This window comes from Polycladomyces subterraneus (assembly GCF_030433435.1).
In the GTDB taxonomy this organism is placed as follows: Bacteria; Bacillota; Bacilli; order Thermoactinomycetales; family JIR-001; genus Polycladomyces; species Polycladomyces subterraneus.
This window is the reverse complement of sequence record NZ_JANRHH010000014.1, coordinates 17,840-41,578: the sequence shown is the minus strand read 5'-3', so window position 1 is coordinate 41,578 and position 23,739 is coordinate 17,840. Positions and strand designations below refer to the sequence as shown.

Genomic DNA, 23,739 nt, shown 5'->3' with positions numbered 1-23,739 from the left:
CCGATGCATAAAATGTTAACTTTATTAATTATATAAAAAGAAAGGCAATCATGCAATCTTTGATTGGTCGGTTGCATGATCTGATGACTGATTCTTCAAACTACCCTTGATCTTGGATTGTTTTTTATGTAAAATAATAAAGAAACTTCTTTATGTTTAGTGATTGTTCAGAGGGGATCAACCACTTGAGGTAGGCTCAACTCAAATGGCGGGGGGAATACATAGATGGCGAAACATATTGCAGATACGACGGTTTTGGCTAACGGCGTGAAATTCCCATGGCTCGGCTTGGGCGTTTGGAAAGCAAAAGAAGGAAGCGAAGTGGAAAATGCGGTAAAATCGGCGATCCAAACCGGCTATCGCAGCGTGGACACGGCGGCAGTTTATCAAAACGAAGAGGGTGTCGGCAGAGCGATCAAGGAATGCGGTGTACCGCGCGAGGAATTGTTTATCACGACCAAAGTGTGGAATGCCGATCAAGGGTACGAATCCACCTTGAAGGCATTTGAAACCAGCCGCAAGAAATTAGGTCTGGAATATGTGGACTTGTACTTGGTACATTGGCCGGTGAAAGGAAAATACAAAGAAACGTGGAAAGCGCTCGAGAAGCTGTATAAAGAAGGATGGGTGCGGGCAATCGGTGTGAGCAACTTCCAGGTGCACCATCTCAAAGATGTGATCGAAGATTGCGAAGTAAAACCGATGGTGAATCAAGTGGAGTTTCACCCTTACCTGACGCAAATGGAACTTCTCGCTTATTGCAAAGAGCAAAACATTCAGCTTGAAGCTTGGAGCCCACTCATGCAAGGGGAAGTGGTCAACGTTCCGGAGATTCAGGAGCTGGCAAAAAAATATGGCAAAACGCCGGCGCAAATCGTATTGCGTTGGGATCTCCAGCATGGCGTTGTTACCATTCCAAAATCCGTGAAAGAACATCGTATCAAAGAAAATGCAGACATCTTTGATTTTGAACTGACGGCGGAAGACATGGCGAAACTGGATGCGTTGAACAAAAACCACCGCTTTGGTCCCGATCCGGACAACTTTGATTTCTGACGTGGACATTCGAATCATCCACCGTTTTTAGAATAGCGGTGAGCGACTTTAGAGGTTGCTAGAAGCAGAGACGGGAATTTCGAGCCCGTGAACTTTGTCAATAACCTGAAAAGCTACCCTATGTTTTCTAGGGTAGCTTTTCCTATTTTTTGGTCAGATACAAGCAGCGCACGGTCGCTTCGGACCAAATATGCAGAACGCGCAAGCTAGCCTCGCATAGAGGAATTGCCCGCGAAGAAACTCTCACATGCCAATAGATCTACCGATGACGTCTACGATAGACGACAAACGAATAGACTCCCGGAATCACCGCCGTAAGCCCGATTGCCGTCACCAAAATCCCCACCGCCAACCAGCCGGGCAGGAAAGCAGCGATGAGCATCAACACACCTGCAATTACCCAGAGAGGAGCCGCCAAGCGGTGGGTGCGTCGCCATACCTCTTCATCCGCCAGTGTCCAAGGGGTTCTGATCCCGAAGAAATAATTGAACCGAACCTGACCCAGGAAATTTCCGATCACCATCCAGATCAGACCAACCATCAACAATACGGCCATCTGCATATGGATGCGGAATCCCAGGTTGAAGGCCAGTATCAAGCCGAACATCACGGTCAGAAACGTGGTGATGGTCAAGCGAAAGATCACATAAAAACGGCGAAATTTGGCGTAGTTTTCCCGTTTCGGGTCCACCATGGGTAAAAACTTGGTTAACAGGGGAACGGCCAACAACAGTAACCCTTGGATGATCAGAAAGGTGCTTTTGGACTGGTATCCGTTGGGTTGACCCGTGATCCCGAAATGGACGGCCATCTTGGGCGGCAAGGCGGGATACAATATCCATGCGATTACAATCGGTAGGATCGCAACCGCCAACACTGCCCAGTCGTTCCAACGCCAATGCTGATTATTTCGGATCATGCTCATCATTCCTTCCGATTGGGAGAGTCGCTGATATCCATCAGCCAGCGCAAAACTTCTTGAACGACGGTGGTGTTGAGCGAATAGACGATATATTGGCCTTTTCGTTCACTCAATACCAATCGTGCCTGTTTCAGCAAATTGAGATGATGGGAGATGCTGGGTTTGGTCATGTTGAAATGTTCGGCGATCTCACCGGCCGTCAAATCTCCTTCTCGCAATAGACGGAGAATTTGCCGGCGCGTCGGATCGGCCAATGCTTTAAATGTTTCGTTCAGGGAAATCACCTCTAAAACAATTAGATAAATATCTAAATATAGGATACGGCAATTCGTGTATTTTGTCACGACTCCAAACAAATTAAATCCCCCTGTGGACAGATTGCGGATTTTGTACTAAGATTGTCAACAATATTTCTTTTATTGAAAAAGGGGGCGAACTGATGCGAAGCGATAAAATCAAAAAGGGATTTGACCGTGCTCCGCACAGGAGTTTGCTCAAGGCGACGGGACTGAAAGATGAGGACTTCGACAAACCGTTTATCGGGATTTGCAACTCATTTGTGGAAATCATCCCTGGGCACAAACATTTGGACGAATTTGCCCGCGTGGTGAAGGAAGCTGTTTGGGAAGCGGGCGGCGTACCCTTTGAATTTAATGTGATCGGTGTGGACGATGGGATCGCGATGGGTCACATCGGCATGCGTTACTCCCTGCCCAGCCGGGAGCTGATCGCGGATTCCCTGGAGACTGTGGCCAACGCGCACTGGTTTGACGGGCTGATCTGTATCCCCAACTGTGACAAAATTACGCCAGGCATGATGATGGGGGCGATGAGGGTCAACATCCCGACGATCTTCATCAGCGGTGGTCCGATGGCTGCGGGACGGCTGCCGGACGGACGCACCGTCGACCTGGCTTCCGTCTTTGAAGGAGTGGGTGCCTACAAAGCAGGGCACATCGATGAGCAGGAGTTGAAACTGCTGGAGGATAACGGTTGTCCGAGCTGCGGTTCATGTTCGGGGATGTTTACCGCCAACTCGATGAACTGTTTGGCCGAAGCACTCGGGATTGCCCTGCCGGGAAACGGCAGCATTCTGGCAGCCACTCCGGAGCGGAAAGAACTGGCCCGACGCGCGGCACGGCAGATTATGAAGCTGATTGAAGCGGATTTGAAGCCGCGCGATATCGTGACACTCGAATCGCTTGACAACGCATTTGCGTTGGATATGGCGATGGGCGGTTCCACCAACACGGTTCTGCATACATTGGCCATCGCGCATGAAGCGGGTGTGGAATATCCTTTGTCCCGGTTGAACGAATTGTCGGAACGGGTGCCCAATCTGTGCAAGGTGAGCCCGGCTGGGCAATGGCACATGGAGGATGTAGATCGTGCCGGAGGGATTTCGGCGATTTTGAAAGAGCTGAGCAAAATTGACGGTTTGCTCCACCTCGACCGACCCACGGTCACCTTGAAAACGCTGGGTGAAAATATCGCCGATGCCGAGATTCGGGATGAAGAAGTGATCCGGCCACTGGAAAAAGCATACAGCCAGACGGGCGGATTGGCCATCTTGTATGGCAACTTGGCGCCGGACGGCGCGGTGATCAAAACGGGTGCGGTCGATCCCTCGATTCAAAAGTTCCGCGGTCCGGCCGTCGTGTTTGAGTCGCAGGACGAAGCATTGGCTGGGATTATGCTTGGCAAGGTGAAATCCGGCGATGTGGTCGTGATCCGCTACGAAGGTCCCAAAGGCGGCCCCGGCATGCCGGAGATGTTGGCGCCCACGTCGGCGATTGCAGGCATGGGATTGGGTAAGGAAGTGGCGTTGATCACGGACGGACGTTTTTCCGGTGCGACGCGTGGCATCAGTATCGGTCATATTTCGCCTGAGGCGGCGGAAGGCGGTGTGATCGCCGTAGTAGAGCCGGGTGATATCATCGAGATCGACCTGCCCAACCGACGCATCCATCTGGATGTTCCCGACGAAGTGATTCAGGAGCGCCTTACAAAATGGCAGGAACCGGAGCCCAAAGTGAAAGGCGGCTATTTACGGCGTTACGCGCGGTTGGTCACTTCTGCCAGCACCGGAGCCGTGTTGAGGGAAATCTGATTTGATTCATTGTCACAAAAAGTTTGAAAACAAGATGCTGCCCTGCCTTAAGCTGATGGAATCGCTTTCACAAAATTTTTAGACAAAAAGAGTGATTTAACCGGTTGACATTCGCAAACCGAGGTGACTATAATAACACCTAAATAATCAAAATGGTTCCTTAAATCGGACAACGAGCAGTTCTGGTTGGGAGGGTGTCTAGGGTTCCGCCCGCGAGGGGACTGTGACCGAGCGACACCAGCACTCGCCGGAGGGCGGGTGTACACCGTGAGGATAAAAGCCTCTGCGGCAGGTTCTGACCAGACTCGGTACCTCTGTGTGTATTTTTAGCTGGGGATCGAGTCGTTCACCTGTTGGAAGAGGCTTGTTTTTATTTACGAAAAAACTGATGAGTTCAAAGGCTGTGAAAAGGACGGGAGCCGGATGCCGTGTCACAGAAAGTCCCGGGTTGATGAGACGGGATCACGCGCCGGTTGTCCCTCTCACCTTGGAGCCGACCATCGAAACGGGATGCAATGAAGCATCCCGGAGTAGGTGTTCTCCGGTTGTCGCCGTTATCGACGCGGTGCACTCACCGAGAGTGCACCGGTGGAGGCCGTACGCCGCGAGGCGGCGGTGAAGTTGGGTGGTACCGCGAACCTTTCGCCCCAATCTAGACGACAGGTGTGTTCGCTGTTGTCAACGGGTGAAAGGTTTTCATTTTTTCAAAGGGGGTTCCAGAATTGGCCACGACAGCAACGATGACGACGGATCAGAAGCATGCGTCGACAGATCGTGAGCTGACCGGTTCCGAGATTTTGCTTCGCTGTCTGATTGAAGAGAATGTGGAATTCATTTTCGGTTATCCGGGTGGGGCGGTGCTTCCCATATACGATTCTCTGTATTACGGAAGCATCAAACATATTTTGTACCGCCACGAACAAGGGGCGATACACGCCGCGGACGGATACGCGCGGGCGACGGGCAAACCGGGAGTGGTAATTGCCACGTCCGGACCGGGGGCAACCAACTTGGTGACGGGGATTGCCACGGCGCAGATGGATTCGATCCCGTTGGTGTGTATCACCGGCAACGTCCCGCAACAACTGATCGGCACGGATGCGTTCCAGGAAGCGGACATCACGGGCATTACCATGCCGATCACCAAGCACAATTATCTGGTACAGGATGTCAGAGATCTGCCGCGGGTAGTGAAAGAAGCGTTTCATATCGCCTCTACCGGACGGCCGGGGCCGGTGCTGATCGACATTCCCAAGGATGTCTCCAATGCCAAGGCGCCGTTTTCCTATCCGGAGACAGTATCCATCCGTGGATATCAGCCCACGACGAATCCACACCCGCTGCAAATTGAGAAACTGCATCAAGCGATCGCCGAGTCGAAACGACCGTTGATTTTGGCTGGTGGAGGGGTGGTCACCTCCGGTTCCGATCAAGAATTGATCGCGTTCGCGGAGCGGGCGCAAATTCCGGTGACGACCACATTGATGGGGCTCGGTGGCTTCCCAGGTACGCATCCGTTGTGGTTGGGGATGCCGGGGATGCATGGGACGGTAGCGGCCAACCGTGCTTTGCTAGAATGCGATTTGCTGATCGGGATCGGTGCCCGATTCGATGACCGAGTGACAATGGGCAGGATCGACAAATTCGCCACGGGCGCCAAGATTGTTCACATCGACATCGACCCCGCAGAAATAGGCAAAAACGTTGACACCTACATTCCGATCGTCGGTGATGTGAAACGGGTGTTGGAAGTGGCCCTGCAGGATCTGCCGGTTTGTCAGTCCGAAACTTGGTTGGAAAAATTGGAGCAGCTGAAACAACAGTATCCACTCACCTACAAGCAGAGTGACAACACGCTGAAACCGCAATGGGTGATCCAACACCTGTATGAAACAACGGGTGGGGATGCCATCGTCACCACTGACGTGGGTCAGCATCAGATGTGGGTGGCACAATATTTCCGCTTTTCCCGGCCGCGTTCGCTGATCAGCTCGGGCGGATTGGGTACGATGGGCTTCGGTTTCCCCGCCGCGATCGGCGCGCAGTTGGCGTACCCCGACCGAACGGTGATCTCCGTAACGGGAGACGGCGGGTTCCAGATGACTGCCCAAGAGCTGGCTGTGGTGGCACTGGCCAACATTCCTGTCAAAGTGGCCATCATCAACAACCAATGCTTGGGCATGGTTCGTCAATGGCAGGAAGTGTTTTATCAACGCCGCTACAGTGAGGTAGACTTGTCCGGCAGCCCGGATTTTGTCAAGCTGGCGGAAGCCTATGGCGTCAAAGGTATGCGGGCACGTACGCAGGAGGAAGCACGTCAGGTGTGGCGGGAGGCCCTGGATCATCCCGGTCCGGTTGTGATCGACTTTCAGGTGGACCCGGAGGAAAATGTCTATCCGATGGTGGCACCGGGAGCAGGGCTGGATGAGATGATGCTGGGGGATGAGTAAGTATGAGACACATCATATCGATTCTGGTCAACAACCAGCCGCGCGTGCTGGCACGGGTGGCCAGCCTGTTCGGGAGACGCAATTTCAACATCGAGAGCATCAGCGTCGGTGAGTCCGAAGAGCCCGGTCTGTCGCGGATCGTCATTGTGACCCACGGAGACGCTCGGACGATGGAACAAGTTTCCAAACATTTACACAAATTGATCGATGTGATCAAGGTGCAGGATTTGAGCATCCAACAGTCGGTGGCCAGGGAATTGCTGCTGGTGAAGGTGGGGGCCACTTCCTCCAATCGGGCGGAGATTCAGGGGATCATCGAACCGTTCCGGGCGTCGGTGGTCGATGTTGGCACCAACAGCTTGATGATCCAGGCAACCGGTGACCGCGAAAAACTGGATGCACTCATCGAACTTCTGCGTCCTTACGGCATCAAGGAACTGGCCAGGACGGGGATTACCGCCTTGCCGCGCAGCATGCAGATCCAAACCAAAGCACATTTGCATGCGTGAGGAGTTTGTCAAAGCGGATTCACTTTCATCACATACATTTTACGAGGAGGAATTCAATATGGTGAAAATGTACTATGACCAAGATGCACAATTGGACGTGTTGAAAGGGAAAACCGTAGCAGTGATCGGGTACGGCAGTCAAGGTCACGCACAAGCGCAAAATCTTCGGGACAGTGGCGTTCATGTTATTATCGGCCTTCGTCCGGGGCGCTCTTGGGAACAGGCGGAACAAGACGGGTTTGAAGTGTTTGAGGTAGACGAAGCCGTACGTCGCGCGGAGGTCGTGCAGCTTCTGCTTCCGGATGAAGTACAGGCCAAAGTGTATCAGGAGCAGGTGGCCCCTCATTTGAAATCGGGATCGGCCCTGTTTTTCTCACATGGATTCAACATCCATTTTGGTCAGATCCAGCCGGCAAGCAATGTGGATGTGGTGCTGATCGCACCCAAAGGGCCGGGTCACTTGGTACGTCGCGTCTACGTAGAAGGCTTCGGCGTTCCGGCATTGATCGCGGTGCATCAGGACGCCAGCGGTCATGCCAAGGAATTGGGATTGGCTTATGCCAAAGGCATCGGTGCCACCCGGGCCGGCGTGATTGAAACCACCTTCAAAGAGGAGACGGAAACGGACTTGTTCGGTGAGCAAGCCGTGTTGTGCGGTGGTGTGAGCGAGCTGGTCAAAGCCGGTTTCGAAACGTTGGTGGAAGCGGGCTACCAACCGGAAATCGCTTATTTCGAATGTTTGCATGAATTGAAATTGATCGTCGACCTGATGTATGAGGGCGGATTGGCCAATATGCGGTATTCGGTCAGCGACACCGCTGAGTACGGTGACTATTCCAGCGGCAAACGCGTCGTGGGAGAAGCCTCGCGTCAAGCGATGAAGGAAGTGTTGAAGGAGATCCAAAACGGCACCTTCGCCCGCAACTGGATCGAGGAAAACCGGCAAGGGCGCCCCAACTTCCAGCGTTTGCGGGAAGAGGAGCGAAACCATCAACTGGAACGTGTGGGAGCCGAATTGCGCCGCATGATGGCTTGGCTGGACGGTAAGAAAAAAGAACCGGTACGGTCCTGAGAAAACAGGGGGGATGGCCATGCGAATGGTTCAGATCTTTGACACCACATTGAGGGATGGCGAACAATCACCCGGCGTCAACCTGAGCACGGAGGAAAAGGTAGAAATCGCCTTGCAGCTGGAACGGCTGGGTGTAAATGTGATCGAGGCGGGGTTCGCCGCCTCCTCCCCCGGCGACCAGGCGGCCGTCCGCGAGGTGGCGCGGGTGGTGACCGATGCCTCCGTGGCCAGCCTGTCGCGTGCGGTGCAACAGGATATCGACGCGGCGTGGGAGGCGTTGAAAGAAGCAAAGCAGCCTGCCATTCACATCTTTCTCGCCACCTCGCCCATTCACCGGGAATACAAACTGAGAAAAACGAAGGAGCAGGTGTTGGAGCAGGCGGCAGAGGCAGTGCGGTATGCCAAACGTTATTTCCCCGTCGTGGAGTTTTCTCCGGAAGACGCGGGGCGCACGGAGATCGACTTTCTCTGCGAGGTGGCGGACGTTGTTATCCGATCCGGTGTGGATGTGCTCAACATTCCGGATACGGTGGGGTACCTGACGCCCGATGAATATGCCAACATCTTCGTGCAACTGCGGGAGCGGGTTCCGGGGATCGACCGGGTGAAGCTGAGCGCACACTGTCACGATGACCTCGGATTGGCGGTGGCCAATAGTTTGGCTGCCATCCAGGCCGGAGTGGATCAAGTGGAGGGAGCCATTAACGGGATCGGAGAACGTGCAGGGAACGCGGCATTGGAAGAAGTGGTGATGGCGTTGTATACGCGACAATCCTATTATCAAGTCACCACTACCATTCGACCGGTTGAAATTGCGCGGACCAGCCGACTGGTCAGCAAACTGACGGGGATGCCGGTACCTGCCAACAAGGCGATCGTCGGTGCCAACGCCTTTGCCCATGAATCGGGGATCCATCAGGACGGCATGTTGAAACACCAAGAAACATACGAGATCATCCGGCCAGAGACTGTTGGTTTTTCTCAGACCAAGCTGGTCCTGGGCAAACACTCGGGTCGGCACGCATTTCGGGAACGGTTGGAAGCTTTGGGTTATTCGTTGTCCGAGGAACGGATCAATGCCCTGTTTGTCCGTTTCAAGGAATTGGCGGACCGCAAAAAGACGCTCACCGACGAGGACTTGATCGCGTTGGCAGAGGAAAAGCAGGGAGAAGTCGCGGAGATTTTCGAACTGGAATCGATCCAGCTCTCCTACGGCAACCATGCATTGCCGACGGCATCGCTTCGTCTGAGAAACCGGCAGACAGGAGAGGAAGTGGAAGAAGCGGCATGCGGAAATGGCTCGATCGACGCCATCTTCAAGGCGATCGATCGGGCGACGGGCGAAAAAGTGGAATTGCTCGATTACAAAGTGGCTTCCAACACGCAGGGCACGGATGCGCTGGGTGAAGGGTACGTCCAGCTGCGTCAAGGTGAGATGACCGTACAGGGTCGGGGGGTAAGTACCGACGTGCTGGAAGCGAGCGCACGGGCGTATATCGATGCGATCAACCGCCTGCTGACGCGGAAACAGTCGAAAACTCAAGATGCCGCGCTGAATGCGGTGTTGAGATGAAGGCAAACGGAGGGAGAGAAGCACATGGGAACGGTGAAAAAAATCGCAGTGCTTCCCGGTGACGGCATCGGGCCGGAAATCATGGAGGAAGCGCTGAAAGTGTTGCGAAAGGTGGAAGACCAATTCGGTCATTCCTTTCAGTTTACGTTCGCGATGGCGGGAGGTGGGGCGGTTGACCGCGTCGGAAACCCACTTCCCGAAGAGACGCTCTCGCTCTGTCAACAGTCGGATGCCGTGTTATTGGCTGCGGTCGGCGGTCCCAAATGGGACAACAACCCGCCAGAGCTGCGCCCCGAGCAGGCGTTATTGGGATTGCGGAAATCGCTGAAGCTGTTCGCCAACCTGCGGCCGGCCGTTCTGTTTGAGGGATTGGAGAATGCCTCCACCCTCAAACAGGAAGTGGTAAAGGGAGTCGATCTGCTCGTGGTACGAGAGTTGACCGGCGGCATCTATTTCGGCGAAAAGAAACGGGAGCAGTTGGAAGACGGCGAACAGGCAACGGATACGTTGGTATACCACGAGCGCGAAGTGGAACGGATCGTGCGACGGGCTTTTGAGATTGCGCGTGGTCGTCGGAAAATGCTGACCTCCGTCGACAAGGCCAACATTTTGGAAAGCTCCCGCCTGTGGCGGTCGGTGGTGAACCGCGTCGCTCTCGACTACCCGGACGTGCAGGTGGAGCATGTGTTGGTGGACAACTGCGCCATGCAGCTGATCCGTCGTCCGGCTGACTTCGATGTGATCGTCACTGAGAACATGTTCGGTGATATTTTGAGTGATGAAACCGCCATGCTGACGGGTTCCATCGGTTTGTTGCCATCAGCCAGCCTGGGTGAAGGCACGACGGGACTGTACGAACCCGTCCATGGTTCCGCGCCGGACATCGCCGGCCAAGGCGTGGCCAATCCCGCTGCCATGATCCTGTCCGCAGCGATGATGCTGCGTCATTCTTTCGGATACGAGGAAGCGGCGACAGCAGTGGAGAAGGCGGTTCGCAAGGTGCTGGCCGACGGGCATCGTACCGCCGACCTCGCCGGACCGGGTGAGTTGGCGGTTGGCACGGAAGAGTTCGGCGATCTCGTCGTGGAAGCGATGAACGCCTTTGAACCGGACCCGAAGGTGCCGATGGAAGTTGTGATGTAGTGGAAATGATGCGGATAAGATAACAACCCTAGGTTCTGAGGTCATGAACTCCCAGCGGTTTTCCGCTGGGTTGTTTTGTTTTGATTATCAAGAGCGATCGGGAAAACCGAGCCCTTCAGTGTTGGGATGAAAACGAGCGTCGGACGAGGTGGGTTTCAGCCCTCTCGTAAGACCGACAGAATTTTGGTGATATCAAGTCGAAAAGTGCGAAAATACTTTAAACTACATTTCATCTGGCAGAATACCGTGCGAAAGCGGAGAAAACGACAAGGCCGGTACAACCGTTTGGAGAGAGGGTGAACGGACGGTCATCTTACGGGAGATCCAGTATGAAACGGAGCGGTTCGTTGAATGGGGTGGAGCTGTTGGACGGGATATCATCGGCTGGGTTGGGTTGGCGGAAGCGAGACTGTTTTCACAGTGTGCGGCGGATGACTTTGACAAGGAGTGGTTGGAACAACAGCGGTAGAAAGGCAAGACTTTCGGCTGTTGAGATCCCCTACTCTTGAAACCGAGGGGTTCCTGGCTAGCTAGCGTCCCCATTTCATTACTGCTATTGAACGTCCAAGCTCAGGGATTTCTCTTCAATTCGTTCATACCATTCTACAAGACATTCGCATGGTCTGAACATTCGCCGAACTGTTGCCAGTACGTAAGTTTTTCAATAAAGCCTATTCATTTCCCCTCCGCTTTCCAAAGTGGACGGAGGGGGATAGGATCGGGATCATCGTCAGAATACGCGGAGTATATTATCCAAAAAGGGCAGTCTGCGCACGTCTTTGATTCGTCTATGTTCTTTTCTCCATTCACGGGCGGGCTGGATGAATCGTCGCAGGGACGGTGCCCACTCTTTCAAAATTCGAATTGCCAGTTTTCTTTGTTCGGTGGTTTTGCATGGCACGACCACGCCGCGCACCATCAATTTAACGGGTGTGCCCATCGGAGTGATAGTTGTTTGCGTTTCCACTTGCTCCCCGTTATAATGCGTGACCATGATCCTGCGGCCGTTCTCAGAGTTCCATGCTTGGATGACGAGAGAATCACTGCGTTTGGCGGACAAGATGCGGATCCGGAAGTTGTCGGCCTTCTCGAAATCTTGATATTCTCCCACTTTCTTGACGATCATTTTGACAGTATCAAGAAAATCCATGATGTTCACACGCCATCCTTTCCGCGGTATGGTGCGTACCTGTCTCATTTCATCCCTTTAGACGATCAGATCTGGACGATTGTTGCACGGCTCGGGAAAAAATCGGGGAAAAATCTTTTGTCGGAAGGAAAAAATGGGGAGCTTTACGAAAGATATACATATAAATAAGAAAGAGATGCTGGCCGCATCGAAGGAGGGAATGCCATGTCTGCCATAGGGATTCTGATTTTTCTGACCGCAGTGGGCGTGGCGTTGTTGGTGGGGTATATGGTAAATGATTTCGTCGGAAAGTTGAAAGCGGGCGAGCATGAGCCGGTAAGAGGAAAAAACGACCGGGGAAGATAACTTGATCAATCAACAGGCGGGGAACACTCCCCGCCTGTAAATTGTACTATCGTGCCGTTTAGCGGGCCGCCACGGGCGTCGGCTTGTTTTTGCTGTTGGAGAAGGGTTGCTTCAGTTGTTCCTTCAGGCCGCCTTCCCACAGTTCTTCGATCTTCTTCATTTCTTCCTCAGACAGCGGTGTTTTCTCCGGTGCTTGGGCAAATTCGCGCAGGTTCTCCTCGCTCGTGATGTTGGGCAATACCGACTTGATCGCCGGACTGGCCAACGAGTAGAGGATCGCTGCTTGGCCGATGGTGCGGTCGGTATCTTCGTACAGGAATTTCATCTGACGTACCGCGTCCAGACCGGCTTGCATCCACTTGACCGGACGGTGCGAACGATGGTCCTGTTTGTCGAAGTGCTTTTCCGGATCGTACGTACCGTCCAACAGACCGGACGCGTGAGGAACTCGGGCGATCAAGGCTTTGTTTCGTTTTTCCGCCTCCCTGATCAGGTCGCGGGCGGGGTCTTGCTCCAGCAGGTTGTTGATGATTTGGGCCATGTCGTACCGTTCATCTTCCAGCGTGGCCAGTCCTTCATCCCGCCAACCGATGTCCGGCCCCAGTGCGACGCCGTAAGTGCGGATCTTCCCTTCTTCCTTCAACCGTTCCAGCGTCTCCAGTACTTCCTCACTTTGGATGGCTTCCATCCGTGCGTTATGCAATTGATAAATGTCGATCACATCGGTCTTCAGCCGACGCAGGCTCTCTTCACAGGATTTGCGGATCGAGGCGGCGTCCCACCGTTGGGGCAATTCAGAGTGTCCGCCGTGTCGGTCACCCCGCTTCGCATAGATGTCGTACCCAAATTTGGTGGCAATCACTATCTTGTCGCGAAGCCCTTCCAGTGCTTCGGCCAAGAGGGTTTCCCCCTTGCCCTGACCGTAGACGTCGGCAGTGTCAAAGAAGGTAATTCCGTACTCTTCGTATGCCATGCGCAACAAGCGTTTGCCGAACGCATCATCTTTGACCCCCCACCAAGGGGTGGCGACGGACCAAACGCCAAAGCCCACTTCGGATACCGGTGTGTCAATGCCGGGTAGATTGCGGTATTTCATCGGGAAACCTCCTTCTCGTATCTCAACATCGCACGGAGGCGATTAGGTGATCTCACCTGTTTTCGTCAAAAGGATCGACATCAGTACCTATTGTACCATTTTTGCCGCGACGGAAACGAACGGGAGGTATTACATTTTTGTGGAGTTGATCGCCTGAACCAATGCTTCGGCTGCCTGCTTGGGGTCTTCCGCTTTGGCGATGGCGGAGATCACGGCGATGCCATCCGCTCCGGCAGCCATCACTTTATGTGCATTGGATGCGGTGATTCCACCGATGCCCACAATGGGGAAGGGTTCCTCCAGTTGCTCGCGAATCGACTGAAGTGCCTCCGGATAGATAGGGAACCCGGCATCTGCTTTGGAAGACGTCAAAAACATGGGTCCCACCCCGATATAGTCTGCTCCGTCCTCAATGGCTTGCCGCGCTTCCGCGATATTTTCAGCTGACACCCCGAGGATTTTGTCGGGGCCGATCAGGCGCCGGACTTCCCGGGCGGGCATGTCTTCCTGTCCCACGTGTACGCCGTCGGCATCGAGAATGAGCGCCAAATCGGCTCGGTCATTCACAATGAACGGGATGTTGTGTTGACGGCAAATCTCACGCAGGTGACGACCCAAGGCGACGGTTTCGCTCAATGTGAGGTCGGAGTTTTTTTCGCGAAACTGAAACATCGTGATACCGCCGGCGATCGCTTGTTCCAACACGTCAATCGGATCCTGATCGGGACAGTCCTGACTGCCCATAATAAAGTACAGGCGCAATTGAGTTGCTGTGAAGGACATCCATCAACCCACCTTTCTATTTTGATTGCCGGTAAGCCCAATGGTTGGTGGGGCCATGGCCTTTCCCGAGGTCAAGGGGATGGCGAATCGCTTCCGTAATAAAGGCTTTGGCCGTTTTCACCGCCTCCCACAATGACTCGCCTTTGGCCAACCCGGCCGTGATGGCCGCGGAAAATGTGCAGCCAGTCCCGTGAGTGTGGCGCGTATGAAAACGAGGTGCCGACAGGGTACGGAATTCCCTCCCGTCGTAAAACAGATCGACGGATTCCTCTTCGTCGGTGTGCCCACCTTTGATTACGACGGCGTGTACCCCCAAATCCAACAACCGTTTGGCCGCTTCCTTGCGTTGTTCCATGGTGTTCAGGGACATGCCCGTCAACACTTCCGCTTCCGGAAGATTGGGTGTGATCACGGTTGCCAGGGGAATCAACAGGCGTTTCAGCGCATCACGTGCGTCCTCTCTCAACAGTGCATGTCCACTTTTGGCGATCATCACCGGATCGATCACCAATTGGTGGATGCGATGTTCTCTGACCTTTTCCGCAATCACTTCCATAATTTCAATATTGGCGATCATTCCGGTTTTGGCCGCATCAACTCCCAGATCCGTGGCCACGGCGTCGATTTGTTGGGCGACTGCTTCCGGAGGCAGTTCGTAAATACCTGTCACGCCCAATGTGTTTTGCGCAGTGACCGCAGTGATCGCGCTCATTCCGAACACGCGCAATTCCTGAAAGGTTTTCAAATCTGCTTGGATGCCGGCGCCTCCTCCACTGTCCGAACCGGCGATGGTAAGTGCCCGAGCGATGGTCATATTCGTCCTCCTCTCACTAAGGTCCATGTCTGGTCAATATCGCATGCATTTTTTCTTGGCTCGCTCCACCTGCGACCTGCAAGGAAGCTGATCATGGCCGCTCCGAACCTTCAAGCTCAGAACGTGGGCAAAGTACGCCTGGCTTAGAGGAAATTGCCCGCGATGGGGTTCCTGCGATTTCCGAATCGATGCTCGGTCGTGCATAAGTTCACCCGGGAAAACATGGCTCCCCTTACGGAATTACCAGGCATAACCTATCTAAAAACCCAGCAGGCGTATACCCATATTAAGACCGCAGTGTTCCCCGCCCCCGCTTCATACCCCGTATCTGGGTGTTTCTGTTATCGTGAACGGCTCCATCTCATCTTAGGCATACCGGAAAGCGGGTGTCAACGGAGCCCACCCGATTAAGATTCGACAGTTGTCAGTCATCTGTCTATACGAACGGGAATGAGCGGACATATGTTGTAAGAGAGTTCGATTTGAGGAGAAGGAGGAAACGGTGTGATTCAAGGGGCAAATACCAGTAGCTTTTTCGGGTTGTTCGGTTTGAAATGGATAATCGTGGTGATTGTGATCCTGATCATACTCGGCGTTTTATTCTTTTCGTTGTTTGGAGGCTTCGGGTTCACGCCGTTCTTTGGCGGTTTTTAAACAATCTACACATGAGCCTCCGGCAACGGAGGTTTTTTTATTCGAATATTTGCGTGAGAAGGGGCGATGATGATGCCTTTTGAGCCTTTGTCGTTTCATCGTTTATCTTCGTTTGTTTGGCGCGACAGGAGAGAGATGATTCGGGAGATGGAGAAATTAATTGAAGATTTTCCAGGGTGCGGACGGGTGGTGAGCCGGGTCACTCCGACTGATCGCGGCATGGTGATCCAGACCCGGATTGATGTCGTCGGGAAGGATGATGTGATCGCTGTGCGGATGGAGGGGCCGTTTTTGGTGATCCGCATCAATTCCCATCTCGTGCAGGATGCGGACCCGGAGAACCAGCGGCGAATTGATGGACAACGCATGTTCACCCAAAGTTTTCACATCCCATTCCCTGTCGATGAATCGCGAATTCAGACCGAGTGGCAGGATCAAATGCTGACAGTGTTTGTCCCCAAACGTGTACCAGATGCTCCTTCTCATCAGTCATCCCCCCATCGTGTGACCCCCTCGGACAGGGATCGATCCCCAGCAGGAAAACAAGTGAAAAAATCGAAAAATAACGATAATAATAGATGGAAGAGGACTAGTCCATGGCAGATGTGGTAATCAAGGTGAACGATAAGGACCATTGGTCGTGTCCGGTCCGGTGGAATTAATCGACGCTTTGGGAAACCGGTTTGAGACGAAAAAGGTGTTTGCGCTTTGCCGGTGCGGATTGTCCCAAAACAAGCTGTTTTGCGATGGGAACCACGCCGGGAATTTTGATGATTGTGCCCGGGCGAAACAGGCAGAATGACAGCAAGGGAGCTCCGTGTGATCCATTTCGTGTATCCGATTTCCCGTCTGAAGCCCGAAGTAATAGCTTGAGTCGCTCGACAGGACGTTCGGAATCACTTCCCTATGCGCGATTGGTTTGACCACTTTGTCAGCAGATTCGGCGAAGAAGTTGCTTCTTCGCTTTTTTCTGTTAAGCGGAAAGAAACTACTCCGTTTTTCCTTTTCCGCTTGCGGTGTGGTAAGATAGGACTCACAACGATGGTGATGAGGGTGTACCTGGACGAATCCGATTCGCCCTCATCACAAACGGGAGACAAGGGGGGAGCAAGGGTGACGGATGAGCTGCGTTCGATGTTGGCGGAGATGACAAACGCGGGTGGTCCACCCGGACATGAGGGAAACGTTCGTGAAGTGATGCGGCGTTGGACAACGCCCGTGGCTGACGAAGTGACGACCGACCGGCTGGGTGGTTTGATCGCCTGGAAAAAGGGAACGGCGGATGAACCGCGCGTCATGGTGGCGGGACATCTGGATGAGGTCGGCTTCATGGTGACGCGAGTGACGAAAGACGGATATCTGCGATTCCAGCCGTTGGGCGGTTGGTGGAGTCAGGTATTACCGGCCCAGCGTGTGGAGGTACATACGAAACAGGGAATCGTCATCGGCGTGATCGGTTCCAAGCCACCGCATCTGATGCCGCCGGAACAACGGAACAAGCCGGTCAAAACAGAGGATCTGTTTATTGATGTGGGCGCCTCCAGCCAAGAGGAAGCGGAGTCGTTCGGCATCCGGCCGGGAGATCCGGTGATCCCGCATTCTCCGTTTACGGTTCTGAAGAACGAAAAACTGTGGATGGCCAAAGCGATGGACAACCGGGTCGGATGTGCGGTAGCTGTTGAAGTGTTGCGCCGGTTGCGACATACTGATCATCCAAACGCCGTGGCGTCAGTGGGTACCGTAATGGAGGAGGTGGGCCGGAGGGGAGCGTTTACAGCATCCGCGGCCGTCCAGCCGGATGTGGCGTTTGCAGTGGATGTCGGCATTGCGGGGGACACACCGGGTGTCGGCAAAGACGAAGCCGCATCCCGGTTGGGAGAAGGTCCGACCGTGGTGTTGGCCGACGGAGGACATCTCGCTCACCGGGGATTGTTGGCACTGGTACAAAAGACGGCAGAGGAACAGGGAATCCCGCTTCAGCCGGATACACTTCCGCGGGGAGCGACGGATGCCAGTCATATTCACCTCCACGGCCGAGGGGTTCCGGCGTTGACCTTGGGTATTCCCGCCCGGTATATTCACAGTCATGCTTCCATTATCCACCGGGATGACTTGGAGAACCTGGTTCAGTTGCTGGTCGAAGTGATTCGGAAATTGGACCGTACGACGGTAAATCGTTTGAGTCAAGGATAAAATAATTGGATAGAACGGGAGCCGGCCCGCGGGGGAAAACGGCTCCTTCCCTTCGCAAGGCCGGATAACGGGAACAGATTTATGGCTGGGGCGGAATCGCCTTTTCATTGGGCAGGGAGCTGTGAAGAGTTTGAATCATGTGTTCTTGTTCGTCCGGTTGGCTGTTTTTCCAAATCACTTCAAAAACGACGCCCAGACCGGGCAAGAGTTTTTCTTCCCTTCGCTGGATCGAATCAAACACCATATCCTTCAACTCTTGCGGGTTCATGTCTTGAATATTGTGGATGACAGCTCCACGGATATCGATGTTCACTGACAACAACCTCCTTTTGTTTCTATTGTGAGCCGTCATTCATCGAGTTATCCCTGGATGCTGCATCAAACAATTACATACAGGTGGTGAATAGGGGTGAGAAGCAGTTTGTCGTAATCGGATTGGGACGCTTCGGCGGCAGTGTAGCCAATACCTTGAACGAAATGGGATATGAGGTGTTGGCGATCGATCAGGATCCCCAGCGGGTGCAATTGCCCAAGTCGTCACGCATGCGGTCGAGGCCGATTCCACCGATGAGAATGCACTGAAGGCATTGGGTATCCGCAATTTTGACGTGGTAGTGGTATCCATTGGTGAAGATATTCAGGCCAGTATCATGACCACGTTGATTTTGAAAGAGCTGGGAGTGAAAAAGATCGTCGTTAAAGCGCGCAATGATCTGCATGGAAAGGTGTTGTATAAAATCGGCGCAGACAAGGTGGTCTATCCGGAACGCGATATGGGCGTCCGGGTGGTGCACCATTTGATTTCGCCCAACATCTTGGATTACATCGAATTGGCGGACGGGTACAGTATTGTGGAAATCAGCGCTGGAGACTTTTTTGCCGGTAAATCACTGCAGGAGTTGGACATTCGGGCCCGCTACGGGTGTAACGTGATGGCGATCAAATCGCGAGACGGCAATATCAATATCGCACCGGCGGCAGGGGATGTCATTCAAAAAGGAGATGTGCTCGTAGTGATCGGCAGCAATGACAATCTGAAACAATTGGAGGAGAATGCGTAATTTGAAATCGATCGTTCTCACGTCGCAGCATAATGACCAAATCAAACGCTGGAGGAAACTTCAGTCGCGCAAAGGTCGCCAGTCACTGGGAGCTTTGTGGATCGAAGGAAAACACTTGCTGGAAGAATCTGTCAAAGCGGGATGGCGAGTGCGGGCATTGATCGTCGATCAGGATCGGGAAGCTGAACATCGACCGTGGTGGGAAAAACGGATCAAAAACGTGCCGGTGTACTGCCTTCCATCCCGGTTGTATCGAACTTTGGCGGATACGGAGACGCCGCAGGGAATCGCTGCTGAAGTGGAAATCCCCAAAGGTGAGGTGGATCAGGCCATTCCCGCCGACGGCGTGCTGTTGCTGTTGGATGCCGTGCAGGACCCCGGCAATGTGGGAACCATGTTGCGGACTGCCCGGGCGGTAGGTGCGGCCGGCGTATGGTTGGGGAAAGGAACCGTCGATCCCTACAACCCGAAAGTGGTTCGGGCCGCGATGGGGGCGCTGTTCCACGTGCCCATCCGTATGATCGATTTGCATGAGGAACTTCAGCGACTCCGATCTGCCGGTTACTGGGTGGTGGGAACCCACCCCCGGGGGGAACACGTACACTTTGATGTATCGTATCCGGGTCGTACCGCCTTTTTACTGGGCAACGAAGGAAGGGGTGTGGATCCCACGTTGATGCGGTGGGTTGACCGCGAAGTCTCCATCCCGATGCCGGGAGGAGCCGAATCGCTCAATGTTTCCATCACTGCATCGTTGCTGTTGTATGAGTACCTGCGCCAACAACGCGGAGGATCACTCGACTGTTGAAACGAGTCATGGTTTTCGTTATACTGAAGAAGAAATTTTCTTCATAATAATTTTATCGGCTGTGAAGGAGAGGAGTAGGCAGTGCGCCCTTGTCAGGGAGGAGGTGCCGTGACTGAAAGCACCTCCAGGAAGCGGCTCGCCGAAGTTCGCTCCGGAGCTGTCCCCTGAACATGGCAGTAGGGGGTACCGGCGGTGCTCGTTATCGCACGAAAAGCGGGATGACGAAGCTCAGGGCGTATCCGGTGATTCATCGGCCTGATCAGACACGTCTTCAGGTTTCGTTGTCCAAAAAGGGTGGTACCGCGAATCTCTCGTCCCTTTGGGCGCAGAGATTTTTTTATTACATAGACAGAAGAAGGGAGTGTCCATGATGCGTGAGCGGTTGGAGGCCTTGAAAGCGGAGGCGGAACAAGCGATTCAAGGCGCGAAGGATTTGGAAACGTTAAAGCAATTGCGTGTCAAATACTTGGGCAAAAAAGGGGAGCTGACTGCCGTTCTGCGCGGAATGGGCGAGCTGTCTGCAGAAGAGCGTCCCGTAATCGGGAAGCTGGCCAATGATATTCGCCAGACGTTGGAGCGGATATTGGACGAAAAAGAGTCTGCGCTGGAAGCGGCGGCCATGGAAGCGCGACTGAAAGAGGAAACAATCGACGTCACCCTTCCGGGCGTGCCCCGTCCATTGGGCTCGCTTCATCCGTTGACCGCAGTGATCCAGCAGGTGGAAAACATCTTTATCGGCATGGGGTTTGAGGTAGCCGAAGGACCGGAAGTGGAAAAGGACTGGTACAATTTCGAAGCGCTCAACATGCCCAAAGATCATCCGGCCCGAGATATGCAGGATTCTTTTTACATCACGCGGGAGATTCTGCTCCGTACGCAAACCTCACCGGTGCAGGTGCGTACGTTGCAGGCCAAAGAGGGCAAAGTACCGGTGCGCATGATTTGTCCGGGAAAAGTGTATCGGCGGGATGACGACGACGCCACTCATTCGCACCAATTTACACAAATCGAGGGATTGGTCGTCGATCGCGGCGTATCCATGAGCGAGTTAAAAGGGACGCTGCTGGCGTTTGCGAAACGGATGTTCGGCGAGGATTATGAATTCCGGTTCCGTCCCAGTTATTTCCCGTTTACCGAACCGAGCATGGAGATGGACATGTCTTGCATGGCGTGCGGTGGCGAGGGATGTCGCATTTGCAAAGAAACCGGATGGATCGAAATTTTGGGGGCGGGGATGGTTCACCCCAACGTGTTGGAAAAATCGGGTTATAATGCTGAGCGCTATACCGGTTTTGCGTTTGGAATGGGAGTGGAGCGCATCGCGATGCTCAAATACGGGATCGATGATATCCGTTATTTCTACACCAATGACCTGCGCGTCTTGCGGCAATTCCAATCGGTTTGAGGGAGGAGACGTGGCATGCTGGTATCATACGAATGGCTGAACGAATATGTGGACCTGGAAGGACTGACACCGGAAGATGTTGCCCACGCTTTGACGCAGAGCGGTGTGGCCGTGGACGTGATTTACACGCGAGATACGGGGATTCGAAATGTGGTCGTGGGGAAAGTGTTGTCGACTGAGCCCCATCCGCAGGCGGATCGATTGAAAGTATGCCTTGTGGATGTCGGCAAGGATGAACCGTTGAACATCGTTTGTGGCGCGGCCAACGTAGCTGAGGGTCAACTGGTTCCCGTCGCATTGGAAGGGGCATCCCTGCCGGGCGGGGTCACCATCAAGCGGACCAAACTCCGGGGCGTCGAGTCGCAGGGAATGATTTGCTCCGCCAAGGAGTTGGGTTTCCCGGACAAAGTGTTGTCCAAACATCAACGGGAAGGCATTATGGTTTTGCCCGACGAGGTGGAAATCGGTACTGACGTGCGCACCGTGTTGGGCATGCACGATCAGGTGTTGGAGCTGGATCTGACGCCCAACCGTTCCGACTGTCTCAGCATGATCGGCGTGGCTTATGAAGTAGCTGCCGTGTTGGATCGCGAAGTGCGTTTGCCGGAACCGGAAGCGCTGGAACCGACGGGGGATGAAATTCGCGTGGACATCATGGTGGAATCGGAAGAAGATTGTCCCCTCTACGCCGCGCAGGTGGTCGACAACCTGAAAGTGGGCCCGTCTCCGCAATGGATGCAAAACCGGCTGATTTCTGCCGGGATTCGTCCGGTCAACAACATCGTGGACATCACCAACTATGTGATGATTGAGTGTGGTCAACCCCTGCACGCATTTGACCTGGACAAACTGTCCAACGGCGGGCGCATCGTCGTACGTCGGGCACGTAACGGCGAGACGATTGAAACGTTGGACGGTGTCACCCGGGCGTGCGACGAGGAAACGTTGCTCATCACCGACGGTAGCAAACCGATCGGTATTGCGGGGGTGATGGGCGGCGCCAACTCCGAAGTGTCCGAGAAAACGACACGGGTGTTGTTGGAGGCAGCCTTTTTCTCCCCGCCTATCATTCGTCGGACCTCGCGCAAGTTGGGGCTGCGCTCGGAAGCGAGCAACCGCTTCGAAAAAGCGGTCGATCCGGAGCGCATCATCCCGGCTCTGCAACGTGCGGTGGAATTGCTCACCCTGTACGCTGGCGGGCGGGTTGTATCCAGGGTGACCACAGAGCGCGTTGGAGATATCGACGAGCTGACTGTGAGCCTCCGTCATGAACGATTGACGCACGTGTTGGGCGTGAAATTGAAAGAAAAGCAAGTGCTGGATATCTTCCGTCGGCTGCGTTTTCCTGTAGAGGTGAAAGATGGGGTCTACCATGTACAGGTGCCGACGCGTCGACCGGATATCGCCATTGAAGTCGATTTGATCGAAGAAGTGGCTCGACTATACGGTTACGATAACATTCCGCCCACATTGCCGTGGGGACAGCAATCTCCTGGTGGGTTGACCCGCGAACAACTGCTTGTCCGCGTCATTCGGAACACCCTGCGGACGCTGGGTATGCATGAAGTGATCACCTACAGCTTGACTTCCCCCGAATTAGGAAGTGAGATTGCCTCGATCAACCAGGCAGGACAACCGATCCGGGTAGCCATGCCGATGAGCGAAGAGCGGAGCGTTTTGCGGACCAGCCTGTTGCCGCATCTGATCGAAACGGCTTCATACAACCTGAAACGGCAACAAGAACGCGTCGCCATCTTTGAAATCGGGAAAACTTTCCATACCCATGAGAAGAAGTTGACCGATTTGCCGGAAGAGCGATGGGAATTGGCTGGACTGCTTGCCGGAAAATCGGTGCCGACCAACTGGCGTCAGCCCTCGTCGTCCAGTGACTTTTACGCGTCCAAGGGCGTGCTGGAAGCCCTGTTTACCCGTTTGGGCATCCACAACGTCGAATACCGTGCGGTGCAACCGGTCGGTTTCCATCCCGGACGTACCGCGGAGATCGTGGTAGACGGTCGGGTCATCGGCATTTTGGGACAACTGCATCCGCAAGTGGCCCAACAATACGATCTCGGCCCCACAATGGTGTGTCAGTTGGATCTGGAAGCGATCTTTGCTGTGGCACAAACGGATGTCCATTTCGAACCGCCCAGCCGTCATCCCGCGGTAACCCGCGATTTGGCGTTGGTTGTGGATCAGGATCTTTTGGTTGGCAAAGTGGAGAAAGAGATCAAAAAGGCGGCGGGCGAATGGCTGGAATCCGTGACGTTGTTTGACGTGTTTACAGGAGAGCAGATTGGGGAAGGAAAGAAAAGCGTAGCCTATTCATTGGTGTACCGGGCCAAGGATCGTACGCTGACCGACGAAGAGGTCAACCGGGTACATCAAGCGGTGATCGACCATCTCGCAGCGACATGCGGTGCGCAGTTGCGCCAGTAAAGCTGTGTCCGCTAAATTCTTCTGGTCATACGAAGGGTGTGCCTTTCTCCCATAGCGAGAGGGAGAAAAAGCACGCAAGGATACCAGCATACCTGATCAAATCAATCGAATTCTCCAGAATAACAGGGAAAACGGACCCCTCGTGTCGAAATGGAT

Annotated in this window: 21 protein-coding genes, 2 pseudogenes and 1 other annotated feature; of the genes and pseudogenes, 16 read left to right on the top strand and 7 right to left on the bottom strand. The window is 53.9% G+C overall.

The features are described from left to right. The first annotated feature begins 225 nt into the window (after positions 1–225). Positions 226–1,056 carry an aldo/keto reductase gene (locus NWF35_RS02995; RefSeq protein WP_301237604.1) on the top strand — a complete coding sequence of 277 codons (831 nt, stop codon included), beginning with the start codon at positions 226–228 and terminating at the stop codon, positions 1,054–1,056. Positions 1,057–1,315: 259 nt separating this feature from the next. Here the strand turns inward: NWF35_RS02995 and NWF35_RS02990 are convergent, their stop codons facing one another. Both NWF35_RS02990 and NWF35_RS02985 read right to left on the bottom strand, forming a co-directional pair. Beyond that, positions 1,316–1,975, bottom strand: a complete 660-nt coding sequence (locus tag NWF35_RS02990; protein ID WP_301237603.1) for an SdpI family protein — start codon at positions 1,973–1,975, stop codon at positions 1,316–1,318. 5 nt (positions 1,976–1,980) lie between these two features. Next, positions 1,981–2,253, bottom strand: coding sequence for an autorepressor SdpR family transcription factor (locus tag NWF35_RS02985; protein ID WP_301237684.1), 273 nt, complete (start codon positions 2,251–2,253; stop codon positions 1,981–1,983). 164 nt (positions 2,254–2,417) lie between these two features. Between NWF35_RS02985 and ilvD the strand changes: the two genes are divergently transcribed. The 6 genes from ilvD (at position 2,418) to leuB (ending at position 10,835) form a co-directional block, all read left to right on the top strand. Further along, positions 2,418–4,088, top strand: coding sequence for a dihydroxy-acid dehydratase (ilvD, locus tag NWF35_RS02980; RefSeq protein WP_301237602.1), 1,671 nt, complete (start codon positions 2,418–2,420; stop codon positions 4,086–4,088). Between the two features lie 740 nt (positions 4,089–4,828). Beyond that, positions 4,829–6,538, top strand: a complete 1,710-nt coding sequence (ilvB, locus tag NWF35_RS02975; RefSeq protein ID WP_301237683.1) for a biosynthetic-type acetolactate synthase large subunit — start codon at positions 4,829–4,831, stop codon at positions 6,536–6,538. Between the two features lie 2 nt (positions 6,539–6,540). Continuing rightward, on the top strand, positions 6,541–7,047 hold the full coding sequence (gene ilvN / locus NWF35_RS02970; RefSeq protein ID WP_301237601.1) for an acetolactate synthase small subunit: 507 nt from the start codon (positions 6,541–6,543) through the stop codon (positions 7,045–7,047). Positions 7,048–7,105: 58 nt separating this feature from the next. Then, positions 7,106–8,119 (top strand): ketol-acid reductoisomerase, encoded by a 1,014-nt coding sequence (gene ilvC, locus NWF35_RS02965; protein ID WP_301237600.1) that lies wholly within the window; start codon positions 7,106–7,108, stop codon positions 8,117–8,119. Positions 8,120–8,138: 19 nt separating this feature from the next. Next, on the top strand, positions 8,139–9,692 hold the full coding sequence (locus NWF35_RS02960; RefSeq protein WP_301237599.1) for a 2-isopropylmalate synthase: 1,554 nt from the start codon (positions 8,139–8,141) through the stop codon (positions 9,690–9,692). 24 nt (positions 9,693–9,716) lie between these two features. Further along, positions 9,717–10,835 carry a 3-isopropylmalate dehydrogenase gene (gene leuB, locus NWF35_RS02955; protein ID WP_301237598.1) on the top strand — a complete coding sequence of 373 codons (1,119 nt, stop codon included), beginning with the start codon at positions 9,717–9,719 and terminating at the stop codon, positions 10,833–10,835. A 730-nt stretch (positions 10,836–11,565) separates the two neighbouring features. Here the strand turns inward: leuB and NWF35_RS02950 are convergent. Continuing rightward, complete coding sequence (locus tag NWF35_RS02950) at positions 11,566–11,985, bottom strand: hypothetical protein (RefSeq protein WP_301237597.1); 420 nt, start codon at positions 11,983–11,985, stop codon at positions 11,566–11,568. A 204-nt stretch (positions 11,986–12,189) separates the two neighbouring features. Here NWF35_RS02950 and NWF35_RS02945 point away from each other — a divergent pair, with 204 nt between their 5' ends. Further along, positions 12,190–12,330: a hypothetical protein gene (locus NWF35_RS02945; RefSeq protein WP_301237596.1), complete on the top strand. Its 141-nt coding sequence runs from the start codon at positions 12,190–12,192 to the stop codon at positions 12,328–12,330. Between the two features lie 58 nt (positions 12,331–12,388). Here the strand turns inward: NWF35_RS02945 and NWF35_RS02940 are convergent, their stop codons facing one another. From NWF35_RS02940 to thiD, 3 genes are all read right to left on the bottom strand, one after another. Then, the gene (locus NWF35_RS02940; protein WP_301237595.1) at positions 12,389–13,426 is read right to left on the bottom strand and encodes an aldo/keto reductase; all 1,038 of its coding nucleotides are present in this window, start codon (positions 13,424–13,426) and stop codon (positions 12,389–12,391) included. Between the two features lie 129 nt (positions 13,427–13,555). Next, a complete protein-coding gene (gene thiE, locus NWF35_RS02935) occupies positions 13,556–14,209 on the bottom strand; it encodes a thiamine phosphate synthase (RefSeq protein ID WP_301237594.1) in 654 nt (217 codons plus the stop codon). Positions 14,210–14,225: 16 nt separating this feature from the next. Continuing rightward, entirely contained in the window at positions 14,226–15,023 is a 798-nt protein-coding gene (gene thiD, locus NWF35_RS02930; RefSeq protein WP_301237593.1) for a bifunctional hydroxymethylpyrimidine kinase/phosphomethylpyrimidine kinase, read from the bottom strand. A gap of 504 nt (positions 15,024–15,527) precedes the next feature. On the opposite strand from thiD, the gene NWF35_RS02925 reads away from it, so the two are divergent. The 4 genes and pseudogenes from NWF35_RS02925 (at position 15,528) to NWF35_RS02910 (ending at position 17,870) form a co-directional block, all read left to right on the top strand. Further along, complete coding sequence (locus tag NWF35_RS02925) at positions 15,528–15,677, top strand: hypothetical protein (protein WP_301237592.1); 150 nt, start codon at positions 15,528–15,530, stop codon at positions 15,675–15,677. Positions 15,678–15,743: 66 nt separating this feature from the next. Further along, positions 15,744–16,289, top strand: coding sequence for an Hsp20/alpha crystallin family protein (locus tag NWF35_RS16750; RefSeq protein ID WP_363321535.1), 546 nt, complete (start codon positions 15,744–15,746; stop codon positions 16,287–16,289). Then, positions 16,274–16,479 (top strand): annotated as a pseudogene (locus NWF35_RS02915) (CDGSH iron-sulfur domain-containing protein). Before NWF35_RS16750 ends, NWF35_RS02915 begins: the two are co-directional and overlap by 16 nt. 332 nt (positions 16,480–16,811) lie before the next feature. Then, the gene (locus tag NWF35_RS02910) at positions 16,812–17,870 is read left to right on the top strand and encodes a M42 family metallopeptidase (protein WP_301237682.1); all 1,059 of its coding nucleotides are present in this window, start codon (positions 16,812–16,814) and stop codon (positions 17,868–17,870) included. Positions 17,871–17,949: 79 nt separating this feature from the next. Here the strand turns inward: NWF35_RS02910 and sspI are convergent, their stop codons facing one another. Next, positions 17,950–18,183 (bottom strand): small acid-soluble spore protein SspI, encoded by a 234-nt coding sequence (sspI, locus tag NWF35_RS02905; RefSeq protein ID WP_301237590.1) that lies wholly within the window; start codon positions 18,181–18,183, stop codon positions 17,950–17,952. A gap of 83 nt (positions 18,184–18,266) precedes the next feature. Here sspI and NWF35_RS02900 point away from each other — a divergent pair. The 4 genes and pseudogenes from NWF35_RS02900 to pheT all read left to right on the top strand — a co-directional run bounded on the left by NWF35_RS02900 (position 18,267) and on the right by pheT (position 23,583). Beyond that, positions 18,267–18,931, top strand: a pseudogene (locus tag NWF35_RS02900) (potassium channel family protein). Between the two features lies 1 nt (position 18,932). Then, complete coding sequence (locus tag NWF35_RS02895) at positions 18,933–19,739, top strand: TrmH family RNA methyltransferase (RefSeq protein ID WP_301237589.1); 807 nt, start codon at positions 18,933–18,935, stop codon at positions 19,737–19,739. 52 nt (positions 19,740–19,791) lie between these two features. Continuing rightward, positions 19,792–20,061, top strand: a binding site (T-box leader). Between the two features lie 48 nt (positions 20,062–20,109). Beyond that, a complete protein-coding gene (gene pheS / locus NWF35_RS02890) occupies positions 20,110–21,144 on the top strand; it encodes a phenylalanine--tRNA ligase subunit alpha (RefSeq protein ID WP_301237588.1) in 1,035 nt (344 codons plus the stop codon). A gap of 15 nt (positions 21,145–21,159) precedes the next feature. Further along, on the top strand, positions 21,160–23,583 hold the full coding sequence (pheT, locus tag NWF35_RS02885; RefSeq protein ID WP_301237587.1) for a phenylalanine--tRNA ligase subunit beta: 2,424 nt from the start codon (positions 21,160–21,162) through the stop codon (positions 23,581–23,583). Positions 23,584–23,739 lie beyond the last annotated feature (156 nt).

Excerpts from the sequence above, each read along its gene's own strand:
- ilvB (WP_301237683.1), top strand. The coding sequence starts at position 4,829 with ATGACGACGGATCAGAAGCATGCGTCGACAGATCGTGAGCTGACCGGT.
- thiE (WP_301237594.1), bottom strand. The coding sequence starts at position 14,209 with ATGTCCTTCACAGCAACTCAATTGCGCCTGTACTTTATTATGGGCAGT.
- leuB (WP_301237598.1), top strand. The coding sequence starts at position 9,717 with ATGGGAACGGTGAAAAAAATCGCAGTGCTTCCCGGTGACGGCATCGGG.
- NWF35_RS02940 (WP_301237595.1), bottom strand. The coding sequence starts at position 13,426 with ATGAAATACCGCAATCTACCCGGCATTGACACACCGGTATCCGAAGTG.
- pheS (WP_301237588.1), top strand. The coding sequence starts at position 20,110 with ATGCGTGAGCGGTTGGAGGCCTTGAAAGCGGAGGCGGAACAAGCGATT.
- NWF35_RS02990 (WP_301237603.1), bottom strand. The coding sequence starts at position 1,975 with ATGATCCGAAATAATCAGCATTGGCGTTGGAACGACTGGGCAGTGTTG.
- NWF35_RS02950 (WP_301237597.1), bottom strand. The coding sequence starts at position 11,985 with ATGGATTTTCTTGATACTGTCAAAATGATCGTCAAGAAAGTGGGAGAA.
- ilvD (WP_301237602.1), top strand. The coding sequence starts at position 2,418 with ATGCGAAGCGATAAAATCAAAAAGGGATTTGACCGTGCTCCGCACAGG.
- NWF35_RS02960 (WP_301237599.1), top strand. The coding sequence starts at position 8,139 with ATGCGAATGGTTCAGATCTTTGACACCACATTGAGGGATGGCGAACAA.
- ilvC (WP_301237600.1), top strand. The coding sequence starts at position 7,106 with ATGGTGAAAATGTACTATGACCAAGATGCACAATTGGACGTGTTGAAA.
- pheT (WP_301237587.1), top strand. The coding sequence starts at position 21,160 with ATGCTGGTATCATACGAATGGCTGAACGAATATGTGGACCTGGAAGGA.
- ilvN (WP_301237601.1), top strand. The coding sequence starts at position 6,541 with ATGAGACACATCATATCGATTCTGGTCAACAACCAGCCGCGCGTGCTG.
- NWF35_RS16750 (WP_363321535.1), top strand. The coding sequence starts at position 15,744 with ATGATGATGCCTTTTGAGCCTTTGTCGTTTCATCGTTTATCTTCGTTT.
- NWF35_RS02995 (WP_301237604.1), top strand. The coding sequence starts at position 226 with ATGGCGAAACATATTGCAGATACGACGGTTTTGGCTAACGGCGTGAAA.
- NWF35_RS02945 (WP_301237596.1), top strand. The coding sequence starts at position 12,190 with ATGTCTGCCATAGGGATTCTGATTTTTCTGACCGCAGTGGGCGTGGCG.
- thiD (WP_301237593.1), bottom strand. The coding sequence starts at position 15,023 with ATGACCATCGCTCGGGCACTTACCATCGCCGGTTCGGACAGTGGAGGA.
- NWF35_RS02910 (WP_301237682.1), top strand. The coding sequence starts at position 16,812 with ATGTTGGCGGAGATGACAAACGCGGGTGGTCCACCCGGACATGAGGGA.